Raw genomic sequence first — 26,091 nt, 5'->3', positions numbered from 1 at the left:
GCATTTGCGGCGAGCTGCCCGCGGTCGGCTGCAAGCGATCGGCGGGCCGTGTCGCTCAGACCGCTCGGCGCGGCGCTCCAGCGAAAAAGGCTTGGGCATTTTCCGCCAGTTGCCCAACGATCCGTTGGCGCGCCTCTACCGCACCCCAGGCGCTGTGGGGCGTGACGATCAGGCGGGGAATGTCCGGCGCCAGCAGCGCATTGCCCTGTGTGGGCGGCTCGACGCTGAGCACATCGGTGGCCGCGCCGCCCAGATGGCCGCTGCGCAGGGCATCGGCCAGCGCCTGCTCGTCGATCAAGCCGCCGCGTGCCGTATTGACCACCAGCGCGCCCGGCTTGAGCAGGGCCAGTTCGCGGGCGCCCAGCATGTGGCGGGTATGCTCGTTCAGCGGGCAGTGCAGGGTCAGCGCGTCGACCTGCGCCAGCAGCGCGTCCAGCGGCAATCGGTCGGCGCGTGCGGGGCGTCCGGGGATCTGTCCACTCACGACGCGCATGCCGAACGCCTCGGCCAGTCGCGCCACCGCGCCGCCCAGCTCGCCATGGCCGAGCAGGCCGAGGGTCTTGCCTTGCAGTTCGACGATCGGGAAGTCGAGCAAGCAGAACTGGCTGGCCTGCGCCCACGCGCCGTCACGCACCGCCTGGCGATAGTCGCACAGGCGCGTGGCCAGGGCCAGCAGCAGGGCCAGGGTGTGCTGGGCCACCGACGGCGTGCCGTAGCCCTGGCAATTGCACACGGTGATGCCCTGGGCGTGGGCGGCAGCCAGGTCGACGTTGTTGGTGCCGGTGGCGGCCACCAGGATCAGCTTCAACTGCGGGTTGGCTTGCAGTACCGGCGCGTCCAGCACGACCTTGTTGGTGATCGCCACCGTGGCGCCATCGAGCCGTTGGCCGACTTCACTCGCGTCGGTTGCAGGGTGCAGGTCCAGGCGGTCGAACGCCTGCCTGAGCGGTTCGAGATCCAGGTCGCCCAGGTCCAGCGAGTGATGGTCGAGAAAGACGGCGTGTCGCAGCATTGACGGTACCTTCTGCAGAGGGACGAGCTCGGCGGCGCTCGTGGACGAAATCTGGCCGGTTGCCCACCTTGCCACTGCTCACGATCTGCGCCAAATCATTCCTTCGGCTGATTTGGCCCTGGACCCGGCGCTCTACAGTAGGCTGCTCGAACCTCCAGCACGCATTTTCAGAAAAGGGACAATCATGCTGCAGACCCGCATCCTCAAACCCGCCAACGACGCCTACCAGTACCCGCTGTTGATCAAGCGCCTGTTGCTGTCCGGCAGTCGCTACGAGAAGACTCGCGAAATCGTCTACCGCGACCGGGTGCGTCTTAGCTACCGCGAACTGGGCGAACGCATCGCGCGGCTGGCCAACGTGCTCACCGAGGCGGGGGTCAAGGCCGGCGACACGGTGGCGGTGATGGACTGGGACAGCCATCGCTACCTCGAATGCATGTTCGCCATCCCGATGATCGGCGCGGTGGTGCACACCATCAACGTGCGCCTTTCGCCGGAGCAGATTCTCTACACCATGAACCACGCCGAGGATCGCCTGGTGCTGGTCAACAGCGATTTCGTCGGCCTCTACCAGAGCATTGCCGGGCAACTGACCACGGTCGAGAAGACCCTGCTGATCACCGACGGCCCGGACCGCAGTGCCGAGTTGCCGAACCTGGTGGGTGAGTACGAACAACTGCTCGCTGCGGCCAGCCCGCACTACGACTTTCCCGATTTCGACGAGCACTCGGTGGCCACCACCTTCTACACCACCGGCACCACGGGCAACCCCAAGGGCGTGTACTTCACCCATCGCCAGCTGGTGTTGCACACCCTGGCCGAGACTTCGGTGCTGGGCGGCCTGGACAGTGTGCGCCTGCTGGGCAGCGACGATGTCTACATGCCCATCACGCCGATGTTCCACGTGCATGCCTGGGGCATTCCCTACGTGGCCACGCTGATGGGCATCAAGCAGGTCTACCCTGGCCGCTACGAGCCCGAGATGCTGCTGCGCCTGTGGCGCGAAGAGCGGGTGACCTTTTCCCACTGCGTGCCGACCATCCTGCAGATGCTGCTCAGTTGCCCGCTCGGGCAAGGGCAGGACTTCGGCGGCTGGAAGATCATCATCGGTGGCAGCGCGCTCAACCGCAGCCTGTACCAGGCGGCGCTGGCTCGCGGCATCCAGCTCACTGCGGCCTACGGCATGTCCGAGACCTGTCCGCTGATTTCCTGTGCGCACCTGAACGAAGAGTTGCTGGCCGGCAGCGAGGACGAGCGGGTCAGTTACCGAATCAAGGCCGGCGTGCCGGTGCCCCTGGTGGAGGCCGCTATCGTCGACGAGCAGGGGCGGTTCCTGCCGGCCAACGGCGAGTCCCAGGGCGAGCTGGTGCTGCGCGCCCCCTGGCTGAGCATGGGTTACTACGGCGAAGCGCAGAAGAGCGACGAGCTCTGGGCCGGTGGCTGGTTGCACACCGGTGATGTCGCCACCCTCGACAGCATGGGCTTCATCGACATTCGCGACCGTATCAAGGACGTGATCAAGACCGGCGGCGAATGGCTGTCGTCGCTGGACCTCGAAGACCTGATCAGCCGTCACCCGGCGGTGCGCGAGGTGGCCGTGGTCGGCGTGCCCGACCCGCAGTGGGGCGAGCGGCCCTTCGCCTTGCTGGTCCTGCACGAAGCCCAGGCGCTGGACGCGCGCAAGCTCAAGGAGCACCTCAAGCCTTTCGTCGAGCAGGGCCATATCAACAAGTGGGCCATTCCCAGCCAGATCGCCCTTGTTACTGAAATTCCCAAGACCAGCGTCGGCAAGCTGGACAAGAAACGCATCCGCGTCGACATCGGTCAATGGCAGGCCAGCAACAGCGCCTTCCTGTCGACCCTGTGAACACCTTCGGCGACGACTCAAGCGTTGCGCTAGAGCCATCGCCACTTGTCAAACGCGCAATTTCAGCCATGCTTCAGCACGGTCAGCCCAGGCGCTGGCGGCTTGCCGTCGCCGCCCGCGAAAAGACGCAAATCACACTTTAGAGGGATCAAGCGCCCGCGAGCGCTGGCTATAGTCGGTTCAGGGAATTTTCAGCGACAGGGGAGGGGCGCGCTACGCGTGTCATCCGCTGCGGCCTGTGCGAACCACAGGCCGGAGCCGTTTCTGCAAGTACCCACTGCCATAACAAAAAAATGTACATGGAGTAGCGTCGATGACATCTGCACACCCGTTCTGGCGACGGGCCAAGCTGCCCTTGGCCGTCAGCCTCGCTTCCACGCTGGCAAGTCCTGCTTTCGCTGTGAGTTTCAACATCGGGGAAATCGAAGGTCAGTTCGATTCGTCGCTTTCCATCGGGGCCAGCTGGTCCACGGCCAATCCGAACAAGAACCTGATCGGCGTCAACAACGGTGGCAAGGGTCTGTCGCAGACCTCGGACGACGGCCACCTCAACTTCAAGAAGGGCGAAACCTTCTCGAAGATCTTCAAGGGCATCCACGACCTCGAACTCAAGTACGGCGACACCGGCGTGTTCGTGCGCGGCAAGTACTGGTACGACTTCGAACTCAAGGATGAAAACCGCGAATTCAAGAACATAAGCGACTCGGGGCGCAAATCCGGCGCCAAGTCCTCGGGCGCGCAATTGCTCGACGCGTTCGTCTACCACAACTACTCCATCGGCGACATGCCCGGCTCCGTGCGCCTGGGCAAGCAGGTGGTGAGCTGGGGCGAGAGTACCTTCATCGGCAGCGGCATCAACGCGATCAACCCCATCGACGTCGCCGCGTTCCGCCGACCCGGCGCGGAGATCAAGGAAGGCCTGATCCCGGTCAACATGTTCTACATCTCCCAGAGCCTGACCGACAACCTGTCGGCCGAAGCCTTCTACCAACTGGAATGGGACCAGACCGTCACCGACAACTGCGGCACGTTCTTCTCCCAGCCCGACATCATCTCCGACGGCTGCACCGACAACCTGCGCGTGCTCAACAGCAGCCGCACGGTGCCGGCCGCTGCGCGTCAGTTCCTGGCTACCCGGGGCGTGGACATCGACCAGGAAGGCGTCAAGGTGGCCCGTGGCGCCGACCGAGACGCTCGCGACAGCGGGCAGTTCGGCGTGGCCATGCGCTACATGTTCGAACCGCTGGACACCGAGTTCGGCGCCTATTTCATGAACTACCACAGCCGGGCACCGATCTTCAGCGCCACCGGGGCACCGGCGAGCGTGTTCGCCGGCATCCCGTCACTGCCGGCCAACCTGCGCGCGCTGGCGCCACTGATCGTCGCCGGCAATTCGCGCTATTTCGTCGAGTACCCCGAAGACATCCGTCTCTACGGCCTGAGCTTCTCCACCACCCTGCCCACCGGCACCGCCTGGAGTGGCGAGATCAGCTATCGCCCCAACGCTCCCGTGCAGTTGAACACCACCGACATCCTGTTCGCCGGTGTGCGCCCACTGGGCGGCGCCCTGGCCAACGCCTCGCTGCTCAGCGGCACGCCCGGGCAGGACCTGCACGGCTACCAGCGCAAGGAAATCACCCAGTTCCAGACCACCCTCACGCACTTCTTCGATCAGGTGATGGGCGCCAGCCGCATGACCGTGGTCGGCGAGGTCGGCGTGACCCATGTGGGTGGGCTGGAGAGCGCCTACGACACCCGGTACGGCCGCGACCCGGTGTTCGGCCCGGGCCCGCTGCCGGCCACCGGCGGCGCCAACACCTGCCAGGCGCTCAATGCCAGCACCATCGCCGGGGCCGGCGCGGGAGCCTCCACCGCCAACCTCAACCGCAAGTGCGAGAACGACGGCTACACCACCAGCACCTCCTGGGGCTACCGCGCCCGGGTGATCTGGGACTACAACGACGTGTTCGCCGGCGTCAACCTCAAGCCCAACGTGGCCTGGTCCCACGACGTGTCCGGCTACTCGCCAGGTCCGGGCGGCAACTTCGAGGAAGGCCGCAAGGCGATCAGCCTGGGCGTGGATGCCGAGTACCAGAACACCTACACGGCGAGCCTTTCCTACACCAACTTCTTCGATGGCAAGTACAGCACCGTGGATGACCGCGACTTCGTCGCCCTCAGCTTCGGCGTGAACTTCTAAGCACTCAGACCCAGGATGACAACGATGAAGATGACCACCAGTCTGCTCAAAGCCGGTGTGCTGGGACTGTCCTTGCTGGCCACCAGCGTGATGGCGGCGGTGTCCGCCGACGAGGCGGCCAAGCTCGGTAGCACGCTCACGCCGATGGGGGCCGAGAAGGCCGGTAACGCCGACGGCTCCATCGGCCCGTGGGAGCCCTTGGGCAAGAGCGCCGGCAGCGTCGATGCGCGCGGCTTCCTGTCCGATCCCTACGCCAGCGAGAAACCGCTGTTCACCATCACTGCCGCCAATGCCGAGCAGTACAAGGACAAACTCGCCCCTGGTCAGTTGGCGATGCTCAAGCGTTATCCGGACAGCTACAAGTTGCCGGTGTACAAGACTCATCGCGGCGCCACGGTGCCGGATTCGGTGTACGCCGACATCAAGGCCAACGCCACCGGTGCCAGCCTGGTCGAGGGCGGCAACGGCCTGAACAACTTCCGCGGCGCGGTGCCGTTCCCGATTCCCAAGAGTGGCGTCGAGGTGGTCTGGAACCACATCACCCGCTACCGCGGCGGCAGCGTCTCGCGTCTGGTGACCCAGGCCACCCCGCAACAGAACGGCTCCTACAGCCTGGTGTACTTCAGCGACCAGTTCGTGTTCCGCGACAAGATGAAGGACTACGACCCCAGCAATCCTGGCAACGTGCTGTTCTACTTCAAGCAAGAGGTCACCGCCCCGGCGCGCCTGGCAGGCACCGTGCTGCTGGTGCACGAGACCCTCGACCAGGTCAAGGAGCCGCGCAAGGCGTGGATCTACAACGCCGGCCAGCGCCGCGTGCGCCAGGCGCCCCAGGTGTCCTACGACGGGCCGGGCACCGCCGCCGACGGCCTGCGCACCTCCGACAACCTCGACATGTTCAACGGCGCTCCGGACCGCTACGACTGGAAACTCGAAGGCAAGAAGGAGATGTACATCGCCTCCAACGCCTTCAAGCTCGACGACCCCAAGCTCAAGTACGCCGACATCATCAAGCCGGGCCACATCAACCAGGACCTGGCCCGCTACGAGCTGCGCCGGGTGTGGCACGTGGTGGCCACGCTCAAGCCTGGCCAGAAGCACATCTATGCCAAGCGTGACTTCTACATCGACGAGGACACCTGGCAGGCGGCGGTCATCGACCAGTACGACGGTCGCGGTCAGCTGTGGCGGGTATCCGAGGCCTTCGCCCAGCCGTACTACAACAGCCAGGTGCCGTGGTACACCCTCGAAGCCATCTACGACCTGCAGTCCGGGCGCTATCTGGCACTGGGCATGAAGAACGAGGAGAAACGCTCCTACGACTTCACCTTCACGGCCAACAAGGCCGACTTCCAGCCTGCCGCCCTGCGCCAAAGCGGCGTGCGCTGAAGCCCCCCAAGGAGCGGCAAAGCGCCGCTCCTGCCCCCTGGTCAACCCCGCTAAGCTTGAATCTTCCGGAATCAGCCATATCTATTGCTCATCTCCGGCAGGTTCTTCTGATGGGGGCTGTCCATCGCTCCGCCTGCCCTTTTTAGAGGAAGGTATCCCATGCGAATAGACCGACTGACCAGCAAACTGCAACTCGCGTTATCCGACTCCCAATCCCTGGCCGTGGGCATGGACCACCCGGCCATCGAACCCGTGCACCTGTTCCAGGCGCTGATCGAGCAGCAGGGCGGCTCCATCAAACCGCTGCTGATGCAAGTGGGCTTCGACATCAACGGCCTGCGCAAGGCGTTGACCAAGGAACTGGACCAACTGCCGAAAATCCAGAATCCCACCGGCGATGTGAACATGTCCCAGGACCTGGCACGCCTGCTCAACCAGGCCGATCGCCTGGCCCAGCAGAAAGGTGACCAGTTCATTTCCAGCGAGCTGGTGCTGCTCGCCGCCATGGACGAGAACAGCAAGGTCGGCAAGCTGTTGCTCGGCCAGGGTGTCAGCAAGAAAGCCCTGGAGAACGCCATCAACAACCTGCGCGGCGGCGCGGCGGTCAACGACCCCAACGCCGAGGAATCGCGCCAGGCCCTGGACAAGTACACCGTCGACCTGACCAAGCGCGCCGAGGAGGGCAAGCTCGACCCGGTGATCGGCCGTGACGACGAGATCCGCCGCACCGTGCAGGTCCTGCAGCGCCGCACCAAGAACAACCCGGTGCTGATCGGTGAGCCCGGCGTGGGCAAGACCGCCATCGCCGAAGGCCTGGCCCAGCGCATCATCAACGGCGAGGTGCCCGATGGCCTCAAGGGCAAGCGCCTGCTGGCCCTGGACATGGGCGCCCTGATCGCCGGCGCCAAGTACCGCGGCGAGTTCGAGGAGCGCCTGAAGGGCCTGCTCAACGAGCTGTCCAAGCAGGAAGGCCAGATCATCCTGTTCATCGACGAACTGCACACCATGGTCGGCGCCGGCAAGGGCGAGGGCGCCATGGACGCCGGCAACATGCTCAAGCCGGCCCTGGCCCGTGGCGAGCTGCATTGCGTCGGCGCGACCACGCTCAACGAGTACCGCCAGTTCATCGAGAAGGACGCGGCCCTGGAGCGGCGCTTCCAGAAAGTGCTGGTCGAGGAGCCGAGCGAAGAAGACACCATCGCCATCCTGCGTGGCTTGAAAGAGCGCTACGAAGTGCACCACAAGGTGGCCATCACCGACGGTGCGATCATCGCGGCGGCCAAGCTCAGCCATCGCTACATCACCGACCGGCAACTGCCGGACAAGGCCATCGACCTGATCGACGAGGCCGCCAGCCGCATTCGCATGGAGATCGACTCCAAGCCCGAGGTGCTCGATCGCCTGGACCGTCGCCTGATCCAGCTCAAGGTGGAATCCCAGGCGCTGAAGAAGGAAGAAGACGAGGCCGCCAGGAAACGTCTGGAAAAGCTTACCGAGGAAATCGCTCGGCTGGAGCGCGAGTATTCCGACCTCGAAGAGGTCTGGGCGTCGGAGAAGGCCGAAGTACAGGGCTCGGCGCAGATCCAGCAGAAGATCGAGCAGGCCCGCCAGGAGCTGGAAGCGGCCCGGCGCAAGGGCGACCTGAGCCGCATGGCCGAACTGCAGTACGGGGTCATTCCGGACCTGGAGCGCAGCCTGCAGATGGTCGACCAGCACGGCAAGACCGACAACCAACTGCTGCGCAACAAGGTGACCGAGGAGGAGATCGCCGAAGTGGTCTCCAAGTGGACCGGCATCCCGGTGTCCAAGATGCTCGAAGGCGAGCGCGACAAGCTGCTGAAGATGGAAGGCCTGCTGCACCAGCGGGTGATCGGTCAGAACGAAGCGGTGACCGCGGTGGCCAATGCCGTGCGCCGCTCGCGTGCCGGGCTGTCCGACCCTAATCGCCCCAGCGGCTCGTTCCTGTTCCTCGGGCCTACCGGGGTCGGCAAGACCGAGCTGTGCAAGGCCCTGGCCGAATTCCTGTTCGACACCGAAGAAGCCATGGTGCGCATCGACATGTCCGAGTTCATGGAGAAGCACTCGGTGGCTCGCCTGATCGGCGCACCGCCAGGCTACGTGGGTTACGAAGAAGGCGGCTACCTGACCGAAGCGGTGCGGCGCAAACCCTACTCGGTGGTGCTGCTGGACGAAGTCGAGAAGGCGCATCCGGACGTGTTCAACGTGCTGCTGCAAGTGCTCGAGGACGGTCGCCTGACGGACAGCCACGGGCGCACGGTGGATTTTCGCAACACCGTGATCGTGATGACCTCCAACCTGGGCTCGGCGCAGATCCAGGAACTGGTGGGCGACCGCGAGGCGCAACGTGCCGCGGTGATGGACGCGGTTGGGGCGCACTTCCGTCCCGAGTTCATCAACCGCATCGACGAAGTGGTGGTGTTCGAGCCGCTGGGCCGCGAGCAGATCGCCGGGATCACCGAGATCCAGCTGGGCCGCCTGCGTGGTCGGCTTGCCGAGCGCGAGCTGTCGCTGAACCTCAGCCCCGAGGCGCTGGACAAGCTCATTGCCGTCGGCTACGACCCAGTTTACGGGGCGCGGCCGCTGAAACGGGCGATCCAGCGCTGGATCGAGAACCCGCTGGCGCAATTGATCCTCGCCGGCCAGTTCGTGCCGGGCGCGGCGATCACGGCGCAAGTGGAAGGCGACGAGATCGTCTTCGCCTGAGGCGCTCGCCACGTCATCTTGTGATTCCAGGGCCGCTTCGCGGCCCTTTCTTTTGACCTGCTAGAGCGCGGTGGAGTGTGATGCTCGCCCGCAACCCCCTGATTTTCCGGCTTTCGACCTAAGCCGCTGAAAATTTTGAAAAAAAACACTTGCGCGTGGAAAAGAGTGCGCCTAATATTCGCCCCGCTGTCACGCACTACCCAGATCGGCAGCGGTAACGTCGATCTGAAAACAACTTACAAATCAGTAAGTTGGATTGAAAAAAGGTGTTGACAAGCAAAACGAAGAATGTAGAATAGCCGACCTCAGCAGCGACAACGCTGAAGAGATCGAAGCTGAAACACTCTTCGAAGCTGTAAAGGTTGTACGAAGTGCAGTTCCGCGATAGCTCAGTCGGTAGAGCAAATGACTGTTAATCATTGGGTCCCTGGTTCGAGTCCAGGTCGCGGAGCCAATTTCGGGGTGTAGCGCAGTCCGGTAGCGCGCCTGCTTTGGGAGCAGGATGTCAGGAGTTCGAATCCCCTCACCCCGACCATTTTCCGGGTCGTTAGCTCAGTTGGTAGAGCAGTTGGCTTTTAACCAATTGGTCGTAGGTTCGAATCCTACACGACCCACCATATTCGCAGCGGTTTGTCCGTGCCGGTGAATGAAGGCTCGCAAGAGTCGACCTGGTATGGGAAACCCCTAGGAATATCGAATAGCCCGCCTTTATGGCGGGCTTTTTCGTTTCCGAGAGAAAATCTCGTCGGCCAGCTCAGCCATGAACGTCATTGCCCGATCGATGACGATGAGTCGTACAGCACGCTCAGGTAAGTCGCGACGAACTCCACGGCGACTAGGCCCATCATCACCCCATCCAACGCCCGCTTCGCCGACACCTCGATGCTGCTCGAGCACGCTTGCGCATCGTCCTGTTGCTCAGGTGTTGCCGGCATCCCCAGGTTTTTCAGACAGGCCCAGGTGCTTTCTCTTGAGCACAATGCGCCTGAGCCTTGCCGCGCACGACAACCCCTGAGCGAATTGGCGAGGCGGCGGCGGATACCCAGCGTCCCGAGCGTCCGCCACCTTCATGACGCGCCCAGGCGCATATCGTGGCGCCATCGACCCAGGAGTATCCCTTGAGCACAGCGGTTTTCGATTCACCCTCCGGCGTCACGCCAGCCCAGGCACGCCGTCAGGCCGGGTGCGCGGGCGTACTGGCCCTGTCGTTGTTCGTGGCGGCCAGCTGGAACCTGAGTATCGTGGGTTTCGACTCGCGCTTCGTGCTGTTCGCCCAGGAGATGCTGCGCCACGGCCCGGGCTTCTTCCCCACCACCTACGGCGAGCCTTACGCTGACTATTCGGCCTTCTCCACCTGGCTCATCTACCTGGGCGCCTTGCCGTTCGGCCAGGTGACGAGCTTCTCGGCGTGGTTGCCCACCAGCCTGGCCTCGGCGGTCACCGTAGGCTTGATGTACCGCCTGCTGGTGCCTTATTCCCGAAGCTGGGCATGGCTGAGCGTCGCCTTGCTGTTGCTGAGCAATACCTTCATCACCGAGACCCGCTCGGTGTCGCTGGACCAGATGCTGGCGACGGTCACCTTCGCGGTGTTCTACCTGGCCTATGCGGCCGATCATTTCGCTGCGCCCCGGCGACTGGGCTGGATCTTCGTACTGCTGGCCCTGGGCTTCGCCATTCGTGGCCCGATCGGGCTCGTGGTGCCCACAGGGGTAGTCTGCAGTTATTACCTTTTGAGCGGCCAATGGCGCCGGTTACTGACCTTCGCTCCGGCCGCGGCCGTGTTGCTGGTGGCCTGCGCGGCGGTGCTGCTGTCGCTGGCATGGCTGAGCGGCGGCGAGGCGTTTCTGGCCGAGGTGCTGCGCATGCAGGTGACCTCGCGCATGGATGGCACCGAGGGCGCGAGCCCGCCGTTCTGGTATTTCACCAGCGCCATGGGCAACTATGCGCTGGCGTATCCCTTGGCCTTGCTGGCGCTGGTGGTGGTCGGGCTGAGCGGTCGCCGGCAACCGACCCCGGCATTGTCGCTGTTCTACCTCTGCGCCTTCGCAGCCGCGACGGTGATGGTCGGCCTGTCGATTCCCCAGGCCAAGAAAGCCAGGTACATCCTGCCGATGGCACCGATGCTCGCCATCATGGCGGCCTACCCGTTCCAGGTGTCGACCGGCAAGGCCTTCGCGGTACTGCGAGGCACCACATTGGCGATCTGCTGCTGCATTCCCGGGGTGCTGGTGGCGACGCTATGGGCGGTGCGTTCGCGCCTGCCGCAGACATTCGGCGACATCATGCCGCTGCTGGCCGCGCTGGTGGCGGCGCAACTGCTTGCGCTGGCACTGCTCATGAGTGCCCGGTGGCGTCTTCATGGCCTGCCGGCCTGTGCGGTGCTGGCCGTCTGGGGCACCTACATCACCGTGGTCGAGACGGTCCAGAGACGGCTGTACGACACTCAGCGTTTCACCCAGCAGGTGCTGGAGGTCAAGCGCGAGGACGATCTGCCCCTGCTCCTGCACCAGATGGGCAAGGATGCCAAGGGCATCAAGTTCATGGTCAACGTGCATGAGGACCTGCGCCCACTGTTCACCGACACCCGCGAGCAGTTGGAAGCCTCCCAGTGGCCTGCTTACGTGATGATGAGCCGCGATGACTGGCAGGCGCTCGAGCACTCGCGCTTGAGCGATGCTCCCGTGCTGCTGAACGGGCACTTCGACAATGACGACTACGTGCTGCTGCGCGTATCCGCCACACGCTGATGGGCTGCGGCGGCTGTTCTTCGATCTCGGCGACCTTCGCTTTAGCCAAGACTGCGCAGGGCGACGTGCAGTTCGTCGATGAAGCGGCTCATCGCGGCGCTGTCGCTCGGCTCGCCACACAGGGCTTGCGCCTGGTCGGCCAGGCCGTCGAGCTCGAGCAGCCGCAGGCACCCGATCCACCGGTGCAGGAGGTCGTCGACCCGTTGCCGGTCGTCGCGGCGCAGCGCCGCCTCCAGCTCGGTGGTGTCCTTGAGGGTTTCCTCGACGAAGCTCGCCTGCATGGCGGCGCGCAGTTGCCCCAGGTCATCGCCGGCAGCGCCGTCGGGCGCGCTGTCCATGGACAGCACCGACTCCAGGGTCCTGCGCAGCCTGTCGAGGCTGAAGGGTTTGCGCAGCAACTGGGTCATGCCGGCCTGACGGGCCTGGACCTGCTCGTCGGCATGAATGCTGGCGGTCATGCCCACTACGGGGACGTCGCAATGGGGTGCGGCCAGTTGGCGGATACTGCGCGCCAGCGCGTAGCCATCCATGCCTGGCATGTAGCAGTCGGTCAGCACCAGGTCCGCAGGGGCCTGCTGCAAGATGCTGAGTGCCTGGTGACCGTTCTCGGCCAGGGAATAGCTCAGGCCCAGGCGCTGCAACTGGTTCATCAACACCAGGCGATTGGTGGGGTGGTCGTCGACCACCAGCACATGGCCCTGAACGCGGCAGGGCCGCGCAGGCACAGGCAGATCTGGCGGCGCCATGCCCTCGCGCAGCAATTGCTCCACCGCAGTGTGCAGCGCACTCCAGGCCAGTGGCTGGCTGCTGACGCGCAGCCGGCCGGCCTCGCTCGCATACCCTGCGCTCAATGGCGTGTGGGTGATGAACAGGGTAGGCAGGTCAGGGTCGGCGCCGTCGGGCTCCAGGACGATCGCCAATTGCGCGTCATCCACAACCGTCTGGATACCCAACGCCGCCAGGTGCTCGTCCAGGCCGGGACAGGCCGGGCCGACGCCGACGGGCAGGCGTGCCCTGATGCCGGGAAAGGCCGGCGTCAGGGGTTCGACCACGGCCAGGCGCAGGCAGATGTCGATGCGCGTGCCTTCACCGGGCTGGCTGCCGAGCAGCAGGCTGCCCTCCATCAGCTCGATCAGCTGCCGCGAGATCATCAAGCCCAGCCCCGAGCCGCCGTAGCGGCTGGCGCGGTCGCTGTCGTCCTGCACGAATGGGCTGAACAGCCGCTGCTGCAGGGCCGAGCTCATGCCCACGCCGGTATCGATGACGCTCAACCGAAGTCGCTGGTTCTGCGCATCCTGGCGCAGCACGCGCAGCTCGAGTATCACCTGTCCCTGCTCGGTGAACTTGCAGGCATTGCTCAGCAGGTTGAGCAGTACCTGGCGCAAGCGGTTGCCGTCGACCCGCAACCGACTCGCCAGGCGGCGGTCGACCACGCAGATCAGTTCCAGGGCCTTGGCCTGGGCCTGGGGTGCGATCAGGCGCAGAACGCTGTCGATCAGCCGCCGCAGGTCCACGGGCTCTTCGACCAGCCTGAACTTGCCCGAATCGAGCCGGGAAAAATCCAGGGTGTCGTCCAGCACCTGTTGCAAGGCGCGGGTCGACTCCTGCGCGGTGATCAGCATGGCATGGGGTTCGGGCGGCAGTCGGTAGTGCCCCATCAGTTCGAGCAGCCCCATGACGCCGTTCATGGGCGTGCGAATCTCATGGCTCATGGTGGCCAGGAACGCGGCCTTGGCTTCGGCGGTCTGCTCGGCGAGCCGTTCTGCGGCGCGAATGCTGGTCACGTCGATGAAGGTGGTGAGCACTCCCTGGGCCTGATCCGCGCCCTGGTGAAACGGCGTGACCAGGTAGAGCCAGGTGCGGGATCGACCATTGGCGTCCTCCATGACCAGCTCGATCTGCTCGCGGCGGTCGCGCGCGAGTGCGGTCCTGGTCATCCGGGAAATGCGTCGGCGAATGGCCTGCGGGTAATGCTGCAGTTCGTCGATAGCGCGCCCGATGGCAGAGTGTGGATCGAGCCCGAATGTGTTCACGTAGGCCTTGTTGAACATCCGATAGCGCCGTTGCCGATCCTTGACCGCCAGCGGGTAGGGATAGGCGTCGAGCAGTTCTTCGATGAAGCGCAGTTGCGCCGTCAGTTGCGTTTGCGCTTCGCTGAGCGCTCGCTGCCGGGCCTTGAGCGAACGCTGCACCCCCAGCAGGACGAGGATGATGGTGAGCGCGGCGGCTGCCACGCTGCCCAGGCTCCACCACAGGCGCTGGGCGGAAATGCCGATCTTGTACTGGTTGCGCAACCACTGCTGGGCGAACAGCTCGCGCTGTTCGGCGGGTACGCGCTGGATCATGCGGTCCAGCAGCGGCACCAACTGCGCGTGCCGCTCGGCGACGGCGATCGACAGGTTCATGGGAATGTCGGTGGTGGCGGCGATCTTCAACTGGGTACCGAAGGTCTTGCCCAGCAACTGGTCCACCACCACCAGATTGCCCAGGTAGCCGTAGACCTTGCCGTCACGGACCTGCGCCAGTCCCTCGGCGGCGTCGCTGACCTGGACGATCTGGCTGTCGGGCAGGCGGCGGTGCACCTGCCGTGCGAAGAAGGGGCTGGTAGGCATGGCCAGGGTCTTGCCGTTCATCTCCTCCAGGGCCGTTTGTGCCGGCGCCTCGTTGCGCGTCACCAGCACGTTGGGAATGCGGACGAACGGCAGCGTGTACAACCAGCCTGGCCGATGCTCGGCGGCGCTGTTGACCGGAATCAGCAAGTCCAGGTCTTCGTCGTCGCCGCTGGTATCCGACACCGGCTGCGCTACCGTGACCAGGCCCAGGCCCTGCATCAGGTAGTCCAGGTAGCTCATGCTCAGGCCGCGCGGTCGATCGTGCTCGTCGCGAAAGCTCAAGGGACGCATGTCCGGGCTGTAGCCCACGCGCAACCTGGGCAGGCGATCCAGCCAGCGACGTTGCCTGGCGTCGACCACGGCCGCGGGCGCCTGGGTCGACGCTGGCGCCTGGTCCAGCCAGCGTTCCTGCAGCCGGTGCAGCACGTCCGCCGGCAGGCGCGTCATGGCCAGGTCGAGGGCCTGGCGCAGCTCGGGCCGATCGGCGCGGATGCCCAGATGCAGGGCGGGATTCTGGTAGAGCGCTTGTGCTCGAACCTGCAAGTCTCTCAAGGCCGGGTCGCGCAGCAGGGCGTGCAACGGGTAGGGTTCGCCCAGGTAGGCATCGCCCTGGCCTGACTGCAGCGCCAGCAGCGCGGCCCGGGTATCGGGATATAGGCGCAGGTGGCCAGGGGTCAGGCGCTGCGCGAGCCACTGGCTGGTGACGTAGCCCTGCTCGCCGACGAACTGACGCTGGCTCAGGCGCTCGGTGGCCACGGCCGGGGTATTGCGGCGCACTACCATGACCAGTGGCGCATCGAGGTAGGCCCTGGAAAAGATCATGCAGCGCTGGCGCAAGGCATTGGTCAACAGGTCTGCGACCATATCCACCTGGCGCTCGCACAGGGCGGCGGTGGCCTGCTCGAAGGTGGCGAAGCGGCGAAACTTCAGCTCCAGCCCGGCCTGTTCGGCAAGTGCCCGCAGGTAGTCGACGCTGAAGCCGCTGGGCTGGTCGGCCTCCCAGAACCCCAGGGGGGCCGCTGCCTGCTGGGGCAGGCCGACCACCACCACCCGGCGACTGTCCGCCAGGCTCGCAGGCGTACACAGCACCAGCACAAGGGCTGCCACGAGGTAGATCCTGCGCGGCAGGGCGGTCCAGTTCATGACGTCTCGGCAGGGTGGTTCAGCGAGGCGTAGTACTCGAACAACTGAGCGTCGGAGCTGATCCCCAGGCGTCGTTTGGCCGATGTCTTGGCCCAGCTCACGGTCTTGATGCTGCGGTGCAGCACGGCGGCGACTTCGTCGGGGGAGTGACCCTGGGCCAGCAGTCGCACCACCTCCAGTTCCCGCGCGGTCAATGGCGAGGGCCCGTGGCGTGGCGGCTGGCTGTCGACCAATGCCAGGCGCAGGTTGTCGCTCAAGTGGCAGCCGCCGCGCAGGGCCGTGCGGATGGCACGTGGCAGGCACAGGATATCGCTGTTCTTCTGGATCAGGCCCTGGACCGAGCACGCCAGGATCAGCCGCAGAATGCCCAGGTTCTCCTGTGCCGTCAGCACCAGGATCGGCAGTCTGGGATACTGGCGGCGCAGCATGCCCAGCATCTGCAAGCCATCGAGCTCCTTGCCAGGCATTGAGTAGTCGACGATGAGCACGTCGCAGGGATGCTCACGCAAGGCTTGCAGCAACGCCTGGGCATCGCCCGCGGTCGCCTGGAGCGAGGCGAAGCCGTCCTTTTCCAGAATGAACCGGCAGCCATGGATGATGGCGGGATGATCGTCGGCAATGATCACGCGTGGCTTCATCCATACTCCGTCAGTGAGAAGGGCCAGTGGATTCAGAAAGGTGGCTGAGAGGTTCTGGAGTGTTTTCCTGAAACGTTTCATCCATCCGTTGGAGGTGAGTCTAGCGCTCTAGCGGTACTCCAAGGAAAAAAACGCCAGCGCGTTCGCCGTGCCGGGCTTGACCTGTTCCTCGGTCTGGTAGTAGCGGGCCTGGAGGGCGATGTCGTAAGCCCCGGCGCTGCCTGGCTGACCGACATCCATGAACTCGCCCAGGCGCACCGGCGCGTTGCCGTGCAGAATCTGCACGCCGACACCACTGGCGTGACCGGATGCCTCGGTCAACGACACGATGTCGGGCACCGCGGACTTGCGGCCGCCGGCATCGTCCAGCTTCAGGCGAATCCGTGTTTCGGCCATGCAGTCCAGCCCGATGCTGAAGGCCTGGGCCTGGAAGGTACTGCCCACGCCCTGCATCTCGCGGCTCGACACCTCGCCCAGGTTCACGTTGATTTCGGGAGTGCGCACTTCGCAGCCGCTGCTGCGAACGTCCACCGGCGCCAGGGTGAAGTTGTAGGCATGCGGTACGCGCCTGACGAATCCTGCCGCGGCCAAGTGCCGCGAGCCGATGCGGCCGGTGCCTGTACGCGCCGCGGTCTTGATCAGTTGCACCGTCAACTTGCCCCACATCCCGCCGCAGAAGAAATGAATCCAGTCGCTGGACTGGCGACATCCCTTCACATGCCACACCTGTCGGGGAAAACTGCCGGTGGGCCAATTGAGAAAGTGCCCGGTACTGCCTGGGCTGATCACAAGGCGGATGGCCACGCCCGGGATACCCGAGTCCATGTCGCCTGCCCTCGGAAAGTTGGTCTGGGGGAAGTCGCCGCCATTCCAGGCCAGTTCACCATCGGTCAGGCCATCGCAATCGAGCAACTCCCCCACCTGGCTGAGACTGGCGTCTTCAACCTGGGCGATGACCTGGTTGACCGCCAGGGTAGGAGGGACCGTGACGGGCTCGAGCTTGATGGTGGAGGTGGCCCAGGGGAGTGAGTGACCGTAGTAGCCTGAGCATTTGACCTCGCCCTGGGCCAGGCTGGCCCACATTGACAGGCCGATGAGCGGGATCAGCCGCAGAACGTGATGCGATAGGGAAGTCATGGGTAATGGGTCTCGAGCGAAGGAAAATCGGCAAGGGGTCAATGCGGCGCCGGGCGAGGGCACTGTCGCTCCAGGCGCTGCACCCGGACACCTGCGGACGTCTCTGGAGGCAGCTGCAAGTCGAGCTGGCACCAGAGCTGCTGGCCGACCCTGACGCTCAGGCGCGAGCGCGCCGGCACGCCGGTCAGGTACACCTGGCCCTGGTTGCCGACCATGGCATCGCCCAGCACCTGACCCTGCTCGTCGCGCAGCACCGCCGTGGCCGCGAAGGGCGCTGGCCGCTGCTGCAGGTCGGTGAGGGTCAGCAGAATCCTGCGGCCCTGGCGTGTGTCGAATCGCGCCAGCGCGAAGGCGCCACGGGTCGGGGTGACGCGCTGCACCAGGTCGCGGATTTCGATGTCGTCCGGCAACTCGGCAGCTTGCAAGGCCACGCGCGTGACGCGGTAGGGCTGGGTCGAGGGCAGGACGGTATAGCCGCCAGCGTCGGTGGCCACCGATTGCCGATTGACCACCGGCACACCGGCCGCACCGGGAGCTTCGACGATGATGTTGGTCTCGCCCAGCGGCTGGGTGAACACGGTCGCGTGGCGATAGTGCACGATGCCGCCCTGGACGGCGTAGTCCAACTGACGACTCTGCGACTGCTCGCTGTAGGACGCCTGCACATCGGCCTGGGTGCCGGTGTAGCGGGCGGACAGCGTGTAGTTGGCTTCGGCGCGGCGCTCGTCGGTACGTTGCCCGACCTGGACGCTGTAGCCCAGGCTCTGGTCGGCCAGGGCATTGCCACTGAGGGTGGCGGTGCTGAACTGACGGTGATCGTCGCCCTGGCTGTGGCTCAGCGACAAACGCTGGCTGCTCCCGGCGCGGCCCAGTGGCAGGCTGACGCTCAGGGCCAGGCTGTTCGACGCCGGACCGCTGCCGCTGCTGTGACTGGCGGTCAGCGACCAGGACGCGTCGCCCCAGGAGAAGTTGTAACCGGCCTGCAGTGAGGACGTGGCGCGCGTCCGGTTCCAGTAGTCCAGGCGTGAGGCGCTCACGTAGATCGCACCGTAGCGATTGAGCGGCTGCACGATGTTGCCGGTCAGGCCACTGCGTACATGCCCGCCATCCCACGGCGCATCGTCCGGTCGCTGGTCGCGCTGGCTTTCGAGCATCTCCTGCAACGAGTAGTAGCCCGCCGTGGAATAGCGATAGCCGACCAGACTGAAGTTGGTGCTGGAGGGAGCGAACGACTTGGCATAGCGCACGCGATAGGACTGCCCGTCACGGCTGCGTTGGCGCAGGCCGACCGCGCCGCTGTGAGCCTGGGTGACGTCCAGCGACAGCGCGCCGAAGTAGCGCAGGCTCGTGGCCAGGCCAAGCACGGCAGCCTGGTAATCCTCGCTGGCCTGGATGCCGCCATACAGCGTGCGATCCGACGCCAGGCCGCGGCGCGTGGTGAGCTGCACGAAGCCTGGGCGCTGGAGGTCGGCGCCTTCGCCGGGGCGGTACTGGCCAGCCATGAAGGCATGAACCGTTTGCCCCTCGCGCAGCATGGACGGGACCGAGGTGAACGACTGGGTGAAGCGCTGCTCCGTGCCATCCTCGCCGATCACCCGGATGTCCAGGTCGCCGTTGTTGGCCGTTTGGTAGAGGTCGTCGATCACGAAGGGCCCGCCAGGCACCCACCGCTCGTTGATCAGGTTGCCATTCTGGCGAATCTGCACCCGCGAGCGGCCCGTGGCAGTGCCGCGAATCACCGGGGCGAAGCCCTGGGCCTGGTCGGGCAGCATGCCCAGATCCGATGCCAGGCTCACGCCTCGGTAGGGCAGGGCGTCGAACAGCTCGCCGTCGGTCTGGGCATCACCCAGGGTCAAGGTCGCCATGAAGTCGGGCAGGTCGCGCTGTGCGTAGTTCTCCAGGGACTGCATCCGCGTGCCCGAACCCGATGAACCCGAACGCAGGGTCGAAAAGTTGCGCAGACGCCAGTTGCCCAGGTTCACGCCGCTGTTCAACGAGCCGAACTGGTGGTGTCGGCTGCCATGGCTGGACTGCTGCTGGCTGCCCGAAAGCCCATAGTTGAGAAATGCCACGTTTTCCCCAGGCGTCCACTGCTGGCGCATGCTCTGCAGGGATGGTCTGCCCAGATAGGCCTGTGGAACTTGCAAGCGCAGGCGTTGATGGTTGAAATCATGGGTATAGCGAAGCCCGTCCAGGATGCTGCCGAACAGCACGCAGCGCTGGCCCTGCACGGTGATGCTGCGCAGGGTGTCGCCCTGCACGCCCAGGGCTTGTAGTTGCTCGATGCTCAGGCAGGGGTACAGGCCACTGGCCGAGCCGCCCAGGTTCTGGGTGTCGCTGATGAACTCGATTCTGCGGCGCCCGACGAGCCGGTCGTTCATCGACAGTTCAACCTCGTAGGTACCGGGCAGCTGTCCTCGGCCAAGGCGTTCGAGCTGGGCGACGGTTTCCGCCGGCAGCGCCCGGCCCTGGCTGATGAACATCGGGTTGAACCGGTAGTCGGCCCAGCAGCCGGCCGACCAGGCCAGGCCCAGTGCCAGGGCGGCGCCGGGTCCACGAGAAGGGGAGTGCAGTCGTGCCATACCAGGAAGCGCCGGATCACTCTACGGTGTACGCAGTGCCGGCAACGCCTCCGTAGTCGTTGATGTAGTCCATGTGCAAGCGCGCGCCGGCGCGCGTGGCGACGGACAACGCGGTGCTGCGGTGCGGCGCGAGCACCGGAGCATCAGTGGTGACGGCCTGGCCGTTCAAGGTCAGCCTGTCGACCACCACGTGAAAGCCGGTAGGATTGAACACGCTCAGCCGACCGTTCTCGCTTCGCCAGCGCAACGCTTGCACGGCGCCGGGCAGGTCGCCTTGCAGGGCTGCGGGTCGGTAGAACAGTTTCAGCGAGGTCTTGATGGCGATCTGCAGCATGTTCGGATTGTCCGCCTGCTCGGGCAGCGCCGGGATGGCCTTGACCTCCAGCCTGAGCAGGGTTTCCTCGGTGTCGGAAAGGCTCTGCGGGGTGGCGATGATGCGCAGCACGCCCTCGCTGTTCGGATCGAGCCTGAACAACGGCGGGGTGACGATGAAGTCGGGATGGTCGTTCTGCTGGTCGCTGGCATAGGGCAGCACCCGCGACTGGATGAGGTAAGGAAGCCCTTCGCCCTTGTTGCTCACCCCGAGGCTGGCTTCCTTGTGGGCGGCGTTGTAGATCACCCGGGTCGCGCCGACGGCGACCGCAGCCTGGACCATGGGGGCTGCCATCAGCCATGGCAGCACCAGGCTGGCGAGTAAGGCGTGGTTCATCTCGATCTCCAGGCTGCGGGTGCGGGCCGACGTTACTTGTAGTTGATGGTGAAGTCGGCGACGCCGCTGACCGCGCCGACGGTGAAGTTGGCGTCGTTGGCGTTTGTGCCTTGGGTAGCATCGGCGGCGGTCCTGACGTAGGCAGCGGTCAGGTCGAACGCGTTGCTGAACTTGTTGAGCTTCATCGCCGTACTGGCTGTATTGAGCTTCAGCAATGACCCGTCCTCGTAGCCCAGCTGTAGCGCCACGCCTTTGGCGCCACTGAGGTGCAGCAGGGTCTCATCGCTGTCATCGGGCCGGCCGTTGAAGGTGATGGTGGCGTTCTTCAAGGTTTCCACCGAGCAGTCGTCCAGCTTGATCTGGAACGGGGTGCTCCCGGCTTTGGCGTTCTTCTTCGGCAATGCATGGGCGGTGACCTGAGGCAGATTGACGGTCAGGTCTTCGCTGCCCATCGCGATGGCACAGGCAGCATCGGTGATCGAACCGTTGAAGGTGATCTTGCCGTCGCTCGCCTGCGCGGCCGTGGTGGACATTGCCAGCGCCAGAAGGCTGAGGGTCAGGCATGCACGGGGGTGAAACATGGGTCATGTACTCCTTGGGTGTTAGAGGTAGGGTGGTTACATGACCAGAATAAAAGTCGGACGGGCCGCCGATCCTTGGAAAATTCCAGTCTTCAGCGCGGTGTCGCCGAGCGCGCCAGCGCTTGCAGGTGAAGCCACAGTGCGCGCTGGCGGCTGGCCACAGGGCAATCCGCAGGCAGCTCACCCAGCAACTCCGCGCCCGTGGCGCGCAACAGGCGGGCCAGCACGCGCTGCTCGAATCGCTCGACGGTTCGCGTGCACAGCACCGCACGTACCGGCCTTGGCGCCGCGACCAGTAGCGGGGCCAGGTCGTAGAGCTCGGCGGGATCGATCAACAGCAGGCCGATGGGCGCCTGGGCGAGCATCAGCGGGGCGGGCTGCAGGCTGGAGCAGTGATGGATGTGAAACTGGCGCAGGTTGTTGAGCTTGCTCTGCAAGGTGGCGCGTCGATAAGGGCTGCTGGTGCAGACGAACACCGACAGCGGGCAGGTCGGTTTCATGACCGGCTCGCCCCGTCGGTGAACTCCGCGCCCTGGCGCAGTTGCTCGAGAAACTGCGTGCGGCAGCGCGCCGTCTGCCACCCCGCGCACCAGCTGTGCAGGCTCTGCAAGGCCATGGGCGGGCTGAACAAGTAGCCCTGGCCACGGCTGCAACCCAGGGCCTGTACCGTCAGCAACTGCTCGCGTCGCTCGATCCCCTCGGCGACGCAGTCCACGCCGAGTTCGGCGGCCAGCCGCGCCAGGTGCTGCACGATGATCTCTTCGCGGGCGTTGGGCGCGCCGAGTTTTTCGATGAAGTGCCGCTCGATCTTGATCTCGCTCACCGGCAAGGTGCAGAGCCGTTCGTAGGTCGAGGTGCCAGTGCCGAAGTCGTCCAGTGAGATCAGCCAGCCGCAGCCGGTCAGTCGCTGCAGCGCGCGCTGCGCAGCGCCCGGCGTCCGTTCGCTGGCGATCGACGCTTGCTCGGTGATCTCCAGGACGAGGCTCAGGCCCGAGGTGCGTTGATCGCACAGCTGGCACAGGCGCTCGACGAACGCGTCATCGGTCAGCTGTCCCAGCGCGACATTCAAGCCTACTCGGCAGTCTGCGACAGGCGGCTGATAGCTGGCCATGTGCGCCAAGGTCTGGCGCAGCAAGGCCTCGGTCAAGGCATTGAGGTGCTGGATGAAACCGATATGAGGCAGCACCTGGGCCGGGTGCAGCAGGCCGTGCTGCGGATGGGCCCAGCGAGCCAGGATCTCGAAGCCCTCCAGTTCCAGCGAGCGCAGGTTGATCTGCGGCTGCGCGTAGGCCAAAGGAGCGCTGCTGGTGAAGTCGCGGGGCAGCGATGATCGGGATCTGTGTTCGCGCGAAGAGTCGCGGATGAAGGCACGGGTCATTGCAGGAAGGCCGGCGGGTCGTTGCGGGAGGTCGACTGTAGCGAGCCCCCCTGCTGGCCGTTGCCGGAATATTCCAGTTCGTGCCAGGTCCCGCATTCACCGCCCGGCCCGTGCCAGGCGTCCGGCGCAGCCTGCCACGGACGGCGAACCGCGCGCGGCCTCAGTAGAGCCGGTAGTAATCCACGACATCGTCCTTGAAGTAGATGATCAACTGCGAGCCCTGGGGCTGACCGCTCGGTGCGGTGACGCCGGCGACACCGCCCACATCGTTCATCACGCCCTGGGCCTTGGACAGCTGTGCGGTGGCGTTGTACATCTTCAAGCTGTTTTCGGTGGACACATACTTGTGAGCCAGTGCCATATACTTGTCCAGGCCTTCTTCGCTCTTGCTGTAGGTCCAGTTGGAACCATTGCTACGGCTGGTCGAATCCAGGGACTGTTGCGCGGGTGCACCGAACAATTGCTGCACTTGGTATTTGGTGGTCTTGCCCGGAATCAGGGTGCTCTTCAAATAAGCCACGTCATATTTCTGCGAGCCGGAATTGAATGCGTTCAAGGACTTCATCACGTCCATGTTGCCCGAGCCATTGCAGCCGGCGAGTGCGCCAGTCATCAGGCACAGGGCGAATCCGACATTCATGAGTTTAATGTTTGCATGCGCCATGACATCACCTGTAGAGGAGAGCGACTGCGCCAGCTGAAGTTGTCGACGGGCATCGAGCGGGACGCGCACGGGGGCACATCCAGCGATATAGCAAAGTATCGGCTGGGTCAGTCATTTCAAGAGTTTAAAGTGCGGGGAAAGGGTATTCGCGCCGGTCGCGTTAGGCTATAGCACACATGTGCTAAGTGCCCTTGAGGGCCGCTTGTATATAATTGCCGGCGGCCATCATCGGCGGTCGGCGAACTGCGCGGGCTCGATCACCTGATAGGCACTTGTGGGGCGAGAACTTGGCCACTTCCGCATGCTCGGTCGTTGCACTTCAGTGCTCTTGCGGCCAACCCGACAGGCTCGCGAAGTTGCTGAACTGGGCCGCCGCCGCCGCGCGCGTCGGCACACCCAGGGCCTTGAGCAGCGTGGACACGTGAATGCGCACGGTAAAAGGCGATATGCCCAGTTCCTTGGCGATTTCCTTGTTGGTCTTACCGGCCGCAATCAGCCCGAGCACCTGTTTCTGCCGCACCGTGAGCGCTGACAGGCTCGGATCCAGAACCGGGTTTTCCGGGTTGTAACGCACCACCACCTCGCCCTCGCGGATGGCCATGATGGCCTCGGCGATACCCGCGGGATCGACGTTCTTGCCGATGAAGCCGTCGGCGCCCTGGGCGATGACCTGGGAAATGATATCCAGGTCGTCGACCATCGACACCACGATGATGGAGGTTCGCTTGAATTCTGCGCGAAGTTGGCCGATGACGGAGAGGGAAGTGAGGCCGGGAAAACGCAGGTCGAGAATCAGCGAATCGATTTCATCGCCCTGGCGCGCGAGTTTCAGCACCGCTTCCAGGTCGCCTGCCTGTTCCACCTGGGCAGTGGGCAGCAGCCTTTCGAGCGTGCGCAGCATGCCTTCGCGAAATAGCGGGTGGTCATCTGCCACGATGATTCTGCACGACATGTCCCAGATCCATTCCTCGCTCGAATGCGGGCATAGTAACGCAAACGTTTACCTGGGGTTTCCCAACTTTCAGGCGCGAACCCGCGCTGGAGCCGGTGCATGAACATGACGGAGAAAAACAGCGAGCTGGACCAGGCTACCTTGCGCCTGACGGTCAGTACGTGCGCTTCGTTGTACATCTTCATCGTCGCCTGCCTGCCGTCGAACGATTTCGCCCTGTATTCGCCGATCCTCTGGTACATGGCCTTCTTCATCACGGTGGCGGTGCCGCTGCGCATGTTGATCAAGCGCCGTCCCGGGCATTTCTTCTGGCGCCGTCTGTTCGCCATGTTCCACGACTATGCCGGCATCTGCTTTGCCCTGTGCGTAGGTGGCGAGGGTGCACTTCCGGTCTACGCCGCACTCCTGTGGGTCACCTTGGGCAACGGCATGCGCTTCGGCTCGCAGTACCTGGCGTGGGCCACTGTGATCGCCCTGTCGATGCTGGTCGTCGTGTTCAACGTCAACCCATACTGGCACTCGCAGCCGTACATGTTCCTGATGCTGATGATCACCACCATCGTGGTGCCAGCCTATGCGCACATCCTGCTCAAACGCACGCGCATCGCGTCGCAGGAAGCCATGGCCGCCAACCAGGAAAAGTCCCGTTTCCTGGCCCAGGCCAGTCACGACCTGCGCCAGCCGATCCACTCCATCGGCCTGTTCACCGCCTGCCTGCGCGATGCCGACCTGGGACGCGAAGAGCTGCGACTGGTGGACAACATCGACCGCTCGCTGCACACCGTCTCGCAACTGTTCCGCTCCATTCTGGACATCTACACCCTGGACAACGGCCAGTTCGAGCCGCAATCCGAGCCCGTGAACCTCGACGCGCTGTTGCAGGATGTGGTAAAGCAGAACCAGGAAGCGGCCCGCTGGGCGGGCGTCGAGCTGCGCCTGCGACCCTGCCGGCACTGGGTGAACGTCAATCCGGGGCTGCTGACCACCATGGTGCAGAACCTGCTGTCCAACGCCCTCAAGTACGCCGCCGGCCAACCGGTGCTGATCGGCGTGCGGCGGCGCGGCACAGGGCTGGCCATCGTGCTCTACGACAAGGGCCGCGGCATTGCCCGCGAGCATCTGGCGGACGTGTTCAAGGAGTTCTACCGGGTGCGCCATGAGCGCGACAAGGACGTCGAGGGCCTGGGCCTGGGGCTGTCCATCGTCAGGCGCATCGGCCAGTTGCTCGACCTGCAGGTGCGCCTGGACTCGCGCGTGGACCACGGCACCTGCGCGACCATTCACGGCCTGAATGTCATCGCCGCGCGTCAGGAAGTCGCCCGTCCCGCGCCGATCCAGAGCCGTCTGCACGGCCTGCGTGTGTGCCTGGTGGAGGACGACGCCAGTGTGCTGATGGCCACTTCGGCGCTGCTGGAGAAGTGGGGCTGCGAAGTGGAGGGCCATAGCGATGGGCTGAACGTGATCACCGAGTGCGACATCATCATTGCCGACTATGATCTAGGCACGCAGATTTCCGGCTCCGAATGCATCGCGGCCATTCGCCAGCGGCGTGGCTGGGACGTGCCGGCGATGATCATGACCGGCCACGAGATGGCGCGTATCCGGGCGCTGGTGGCCGACCTGAACATCTCGGTGCTGGCCAAGCCGGTGCGCCCGCCCGAACTGCGCGCGGTGTTGCTCGAACAGGTCAAGGCCATGGAGCAGGCCCGCCTGGCGGTCTGACATTCAACAAGGAGGTTGTCATTGAACAGCGCTG

At 64.7% G+C, this 26,091-nt stretch carries 18 protein-coding genes and 3 tRNA genes; 9 read left to right on the top strand and 12 right to left on the bottom strand.

Features of this window, described 5'->3' with window-relative positions; all coding sequences use genetic code 11:
* Positions 1-55: 55 nt before the first annotated feature.
* Positions 56-1,012 (bottom strand): 2-hydroxyacid dehydrogenase, encoded by a 957-nt coding sequence (locus tag IAE34_RS14650; protein WP_200139680.1) that lies wholly within the window; start codon positions 1,010-1,012, stop codon positions 56-58.
* Between the two features lie 184 nt (positions 1,013-1,196).
* Between IAE34_RS14650 and IAE34_RS14645 the strand changes: the two genes are divergently transcribed.
* The 7 genes from IAE34_RS14645 (at position 1,197) to IAE34_RS14615 (ending at position 9,809) form a co-directional block, all read left to right on the top strand.
* Positions 1,197-2,879 carry a fatty acid--CoA ligase gene (locus tag IAE34_RS14645; protein WP_200139679.1) on the top strand — a complete coding sequence of 561 codons (1,683 nt, stop codon included), beginning with the start codon at positions 1,197-1,199 and terminating at the stop codon, positions 2,877-2,879.
* Between the two features lie 313 nt (positions 2,880-3,192).
* The gene (locus IAE34_RS14640; RefSeq protein WP_200139678.1) at positions 3,193-5,079 is read left to right on the top strand and encodes a DUF1302 domain-containing protein; all 1,887 of its coding nucleotides are present in this window, start codon (positions 3,193-3,195) and stop codon (positions 5,077-5,079) included.
* Positions 5,080-5,103: 24 nt separating this feature from the next.
* Entirely contained in the window at positions 5,104-6,468 is a 1,365-nt protein-coding gene (locus IAE34_RS14635; protein WP_200139677.1) for a DUF1329 domain-containing protein, read from the top strand.
* A gap of 159 nt (positions 6,469-6,627) precedes the next feature.
* A complete protein-coding gene (gene clpB / locus IAE34_RS14630) occupies positions 6,628-9,192 on the top strand; it encodes an ATP-dependent chaperone ClpB (RefSeq protein WP_200139676.1) in 2,565 nt (854 codons plus the stop codon).
* A gap of 378 nt (positions 9,193-9,570) precedes the next feature.
* Positions 9,571-9,646 (top strand) — tRNA-Asn (locus IAE34_RS14625).
* 4 nt (positions 9,647-9,650) lie between these two features.
* Positions 9,651-9,727 (top strand) — tRNA-Pro (locus IAE34_RS14620).
* 6 nt (positions 9,728-9,733) lie between these two features.
* Positions 9,734-9,809 (top strand) — tRNA-Lys (locus tag IAE34_RS14615).
* A gap of 150 nt (positions 9,810-9,959) precedes the next feature.
* Here IAE34_RS14615 and IAE34_RS14610 read toward each other — a convergent pair.
* A complete protein-coding gene (locus IAE34_RS14610) occupies positions 9,960-10,127 on the bottom strand; it encodes a hypothetical protein (RefSeq protein WP_200139675.1) in 168 nt (55 codons plus the stop codon).
* Between the two features lie 183 nt (positions 10,128-10,310).
* Here IAE34_RS14610 and IAE34_RS14605 point away from each other — a divergent pair, with 183 nt between their 5' ends.
* Positions 10,311-11,939: an ArnT family glycosyltransferase gene (locus IAE34_RS14605; RefSeq protein WP_200139674.1), complete on the top strand. Its 1,629-nt coding sequence runs from the start codon at positions 10,311-10,313 to the stop codon at positions 11,937-11,939.
* A gap of 41 nt (positions 11,940-11,980) precedes the next feature.
* On the opposite strand, the gene IAE34_RS14600 is transcribed toward IAE34_RS14605, so the two are convergent.
* The 10 genes from IAE34_RS14600 to IAE34_RS14555 all read right to left on the bottom strand — a co-directional run bounded on the left by IAE34_RS14600 (position 11,981) and on the right by IAE34_RS14555 (position 24,335).
* The gene (locus tag IAE34_RS14600) at positions 11,981-15,694 is read right to left on the bottom strand and encodes an ATP-binding protein (protein WP_200139673.1); all 3,714 of its coding nucleotides are present in this window, start codon (positions 15,692-15,694) and stop codon (positions 11,981-11,983) included.
* The gene (locus IAE34_RS14595) at positions 15,691-16,332 is read right to left on the bottom strand and encodes a response regulator transcription factor (RefSeq protein ID WP_200139672.1); all 642 of its coding nucleotides are present in this window, start codon (positions 16,330-16,332) and stop codon (positions 15,691-15,693) included. Before IAE34_RS14595 ends, IAE34_RS14600 begins: the two co-directional genes overlap by 4 nt.
* 108 nt (positions 16,333-16,440) lie before the next feature.
* Positions 16,441-17,469 carry a fimbrial protein gene (locus tag IAE34_RS14590; protein WP_200139671.1) on the bottom strand — a complete coding sequence of 343 codons (1,029 nt, stop codon included), beginning with the start codon at positions 17,467-17,469 and terminating at the stop codon, positions 16,441-16,443.
* Between the two features lie 38 nt (positions 17,470-17,507).
* Positions 17,508-20,051 (bottom strand): fimbria/pilus outer membrane usher protein, encoded by a 2,544-nt coding sequence (locus tag IAE34_RS14585; protein ID WP_200139670.1) that lies wholly within the window; start codon positions 20,049-20,051, stop codon positions 17,508-17,510.
* Between the two features lie 16 nt (positions 20,052-20,067).
* Entirely contained in the window at positions 20,068-20,760 is a 693-nt protein-coding gene (locus IAE34_RS14580; RefSeq protein WP_200139669.1) for a fimbrial biogenesis chaperone, read from the bottom strand.
* A 32-nt stretch (positions 20,761-20,792) separates the two neighbouring features.
* Positions 20,793-21,341 (bottom strand): fimbrial protein, encoded by a 549-nt coding sequence (locus IAE34_RS14575; protein WP_200139668.1) that lies wholly within the window; start codon positions 21,339-21,341, stop codon positions 20,793-20,795.
* Between the two features lie 92 nt (positions 21,342-21,433).
* Positions 21,434-21,841: a hypothetical protein gene (locus IAE34_RS14570; protein WP_200139667.1), complete on the bottom strand. Its 408-nt coding sequence runs from the start codon at positions 21,839-21,841 to the stop codon at positions 21,434-21,436.
* Positions 21,838-22,719 (bottom strand): EAL domain-containing protein, encoded by an 882-nt coding sequence (locus IAE34_RS14565; protein ID WP_200139666.1) that lies wholly within the window; start codon positions 22,717-22,719, stop codon positions 21,838-21,840. The genes IAE34_RS14570 and IAE34_RS14565 overlap by 4 nt, the downstream gene beginning before the upstream one ends.
* Before the next feature lie 160 nt (positions 22,720-22,879).
* Positions 22,880-23,452 (bottom strand): hypothetical protein, encoded by a 573-nt coding sequence (locus tag IAE34_RS14560; protein ID WP_325100996.1) that lies wholly within the window; start codon positions 23,450-23,452, stop codon positions 22,880-22,882.
* 250 nt (positions 23,453-23,702) lie between these two features.
* Complete coding sequence (locus IAE34_RS14555) at positions 23,703-24,335, bottom strand: response regulator (RefSeq protein WP_200139665.1); 633 nt, start codon at positions 24,333-24,335, stop codon at positions 23,703-23,705.
* Positions 24,336-24,440: 105 nt separating this feature from the next.
* Between IAE34_RS14555 and IAE34_RS14550 the strand changes: the two genes are divergently transcribed.
* Entirely contained in the window at positions 24,441-26,057 is a 1,617-nt protein-coding gene (locus tag IAE34_RS14550) for an ATP-binding response regulator (RefSeq protein WP_200139664.1), read from the top strand.
* Positions 26,058-26,091: the final 34 nt, after the last annotated feature.

It is taken from the genome of Pseudomonas sp. S30, assembly GCF_016518545.1.
GTDB lineage: Bacteria > Pseudomonadota > Gammaproteobacteria > Pseudomonadales > Pseudomonadaceae > Aquipseudomonas.
This window is presented reverse-complemented; position numbering and strand designations above follow the sequence as displayed.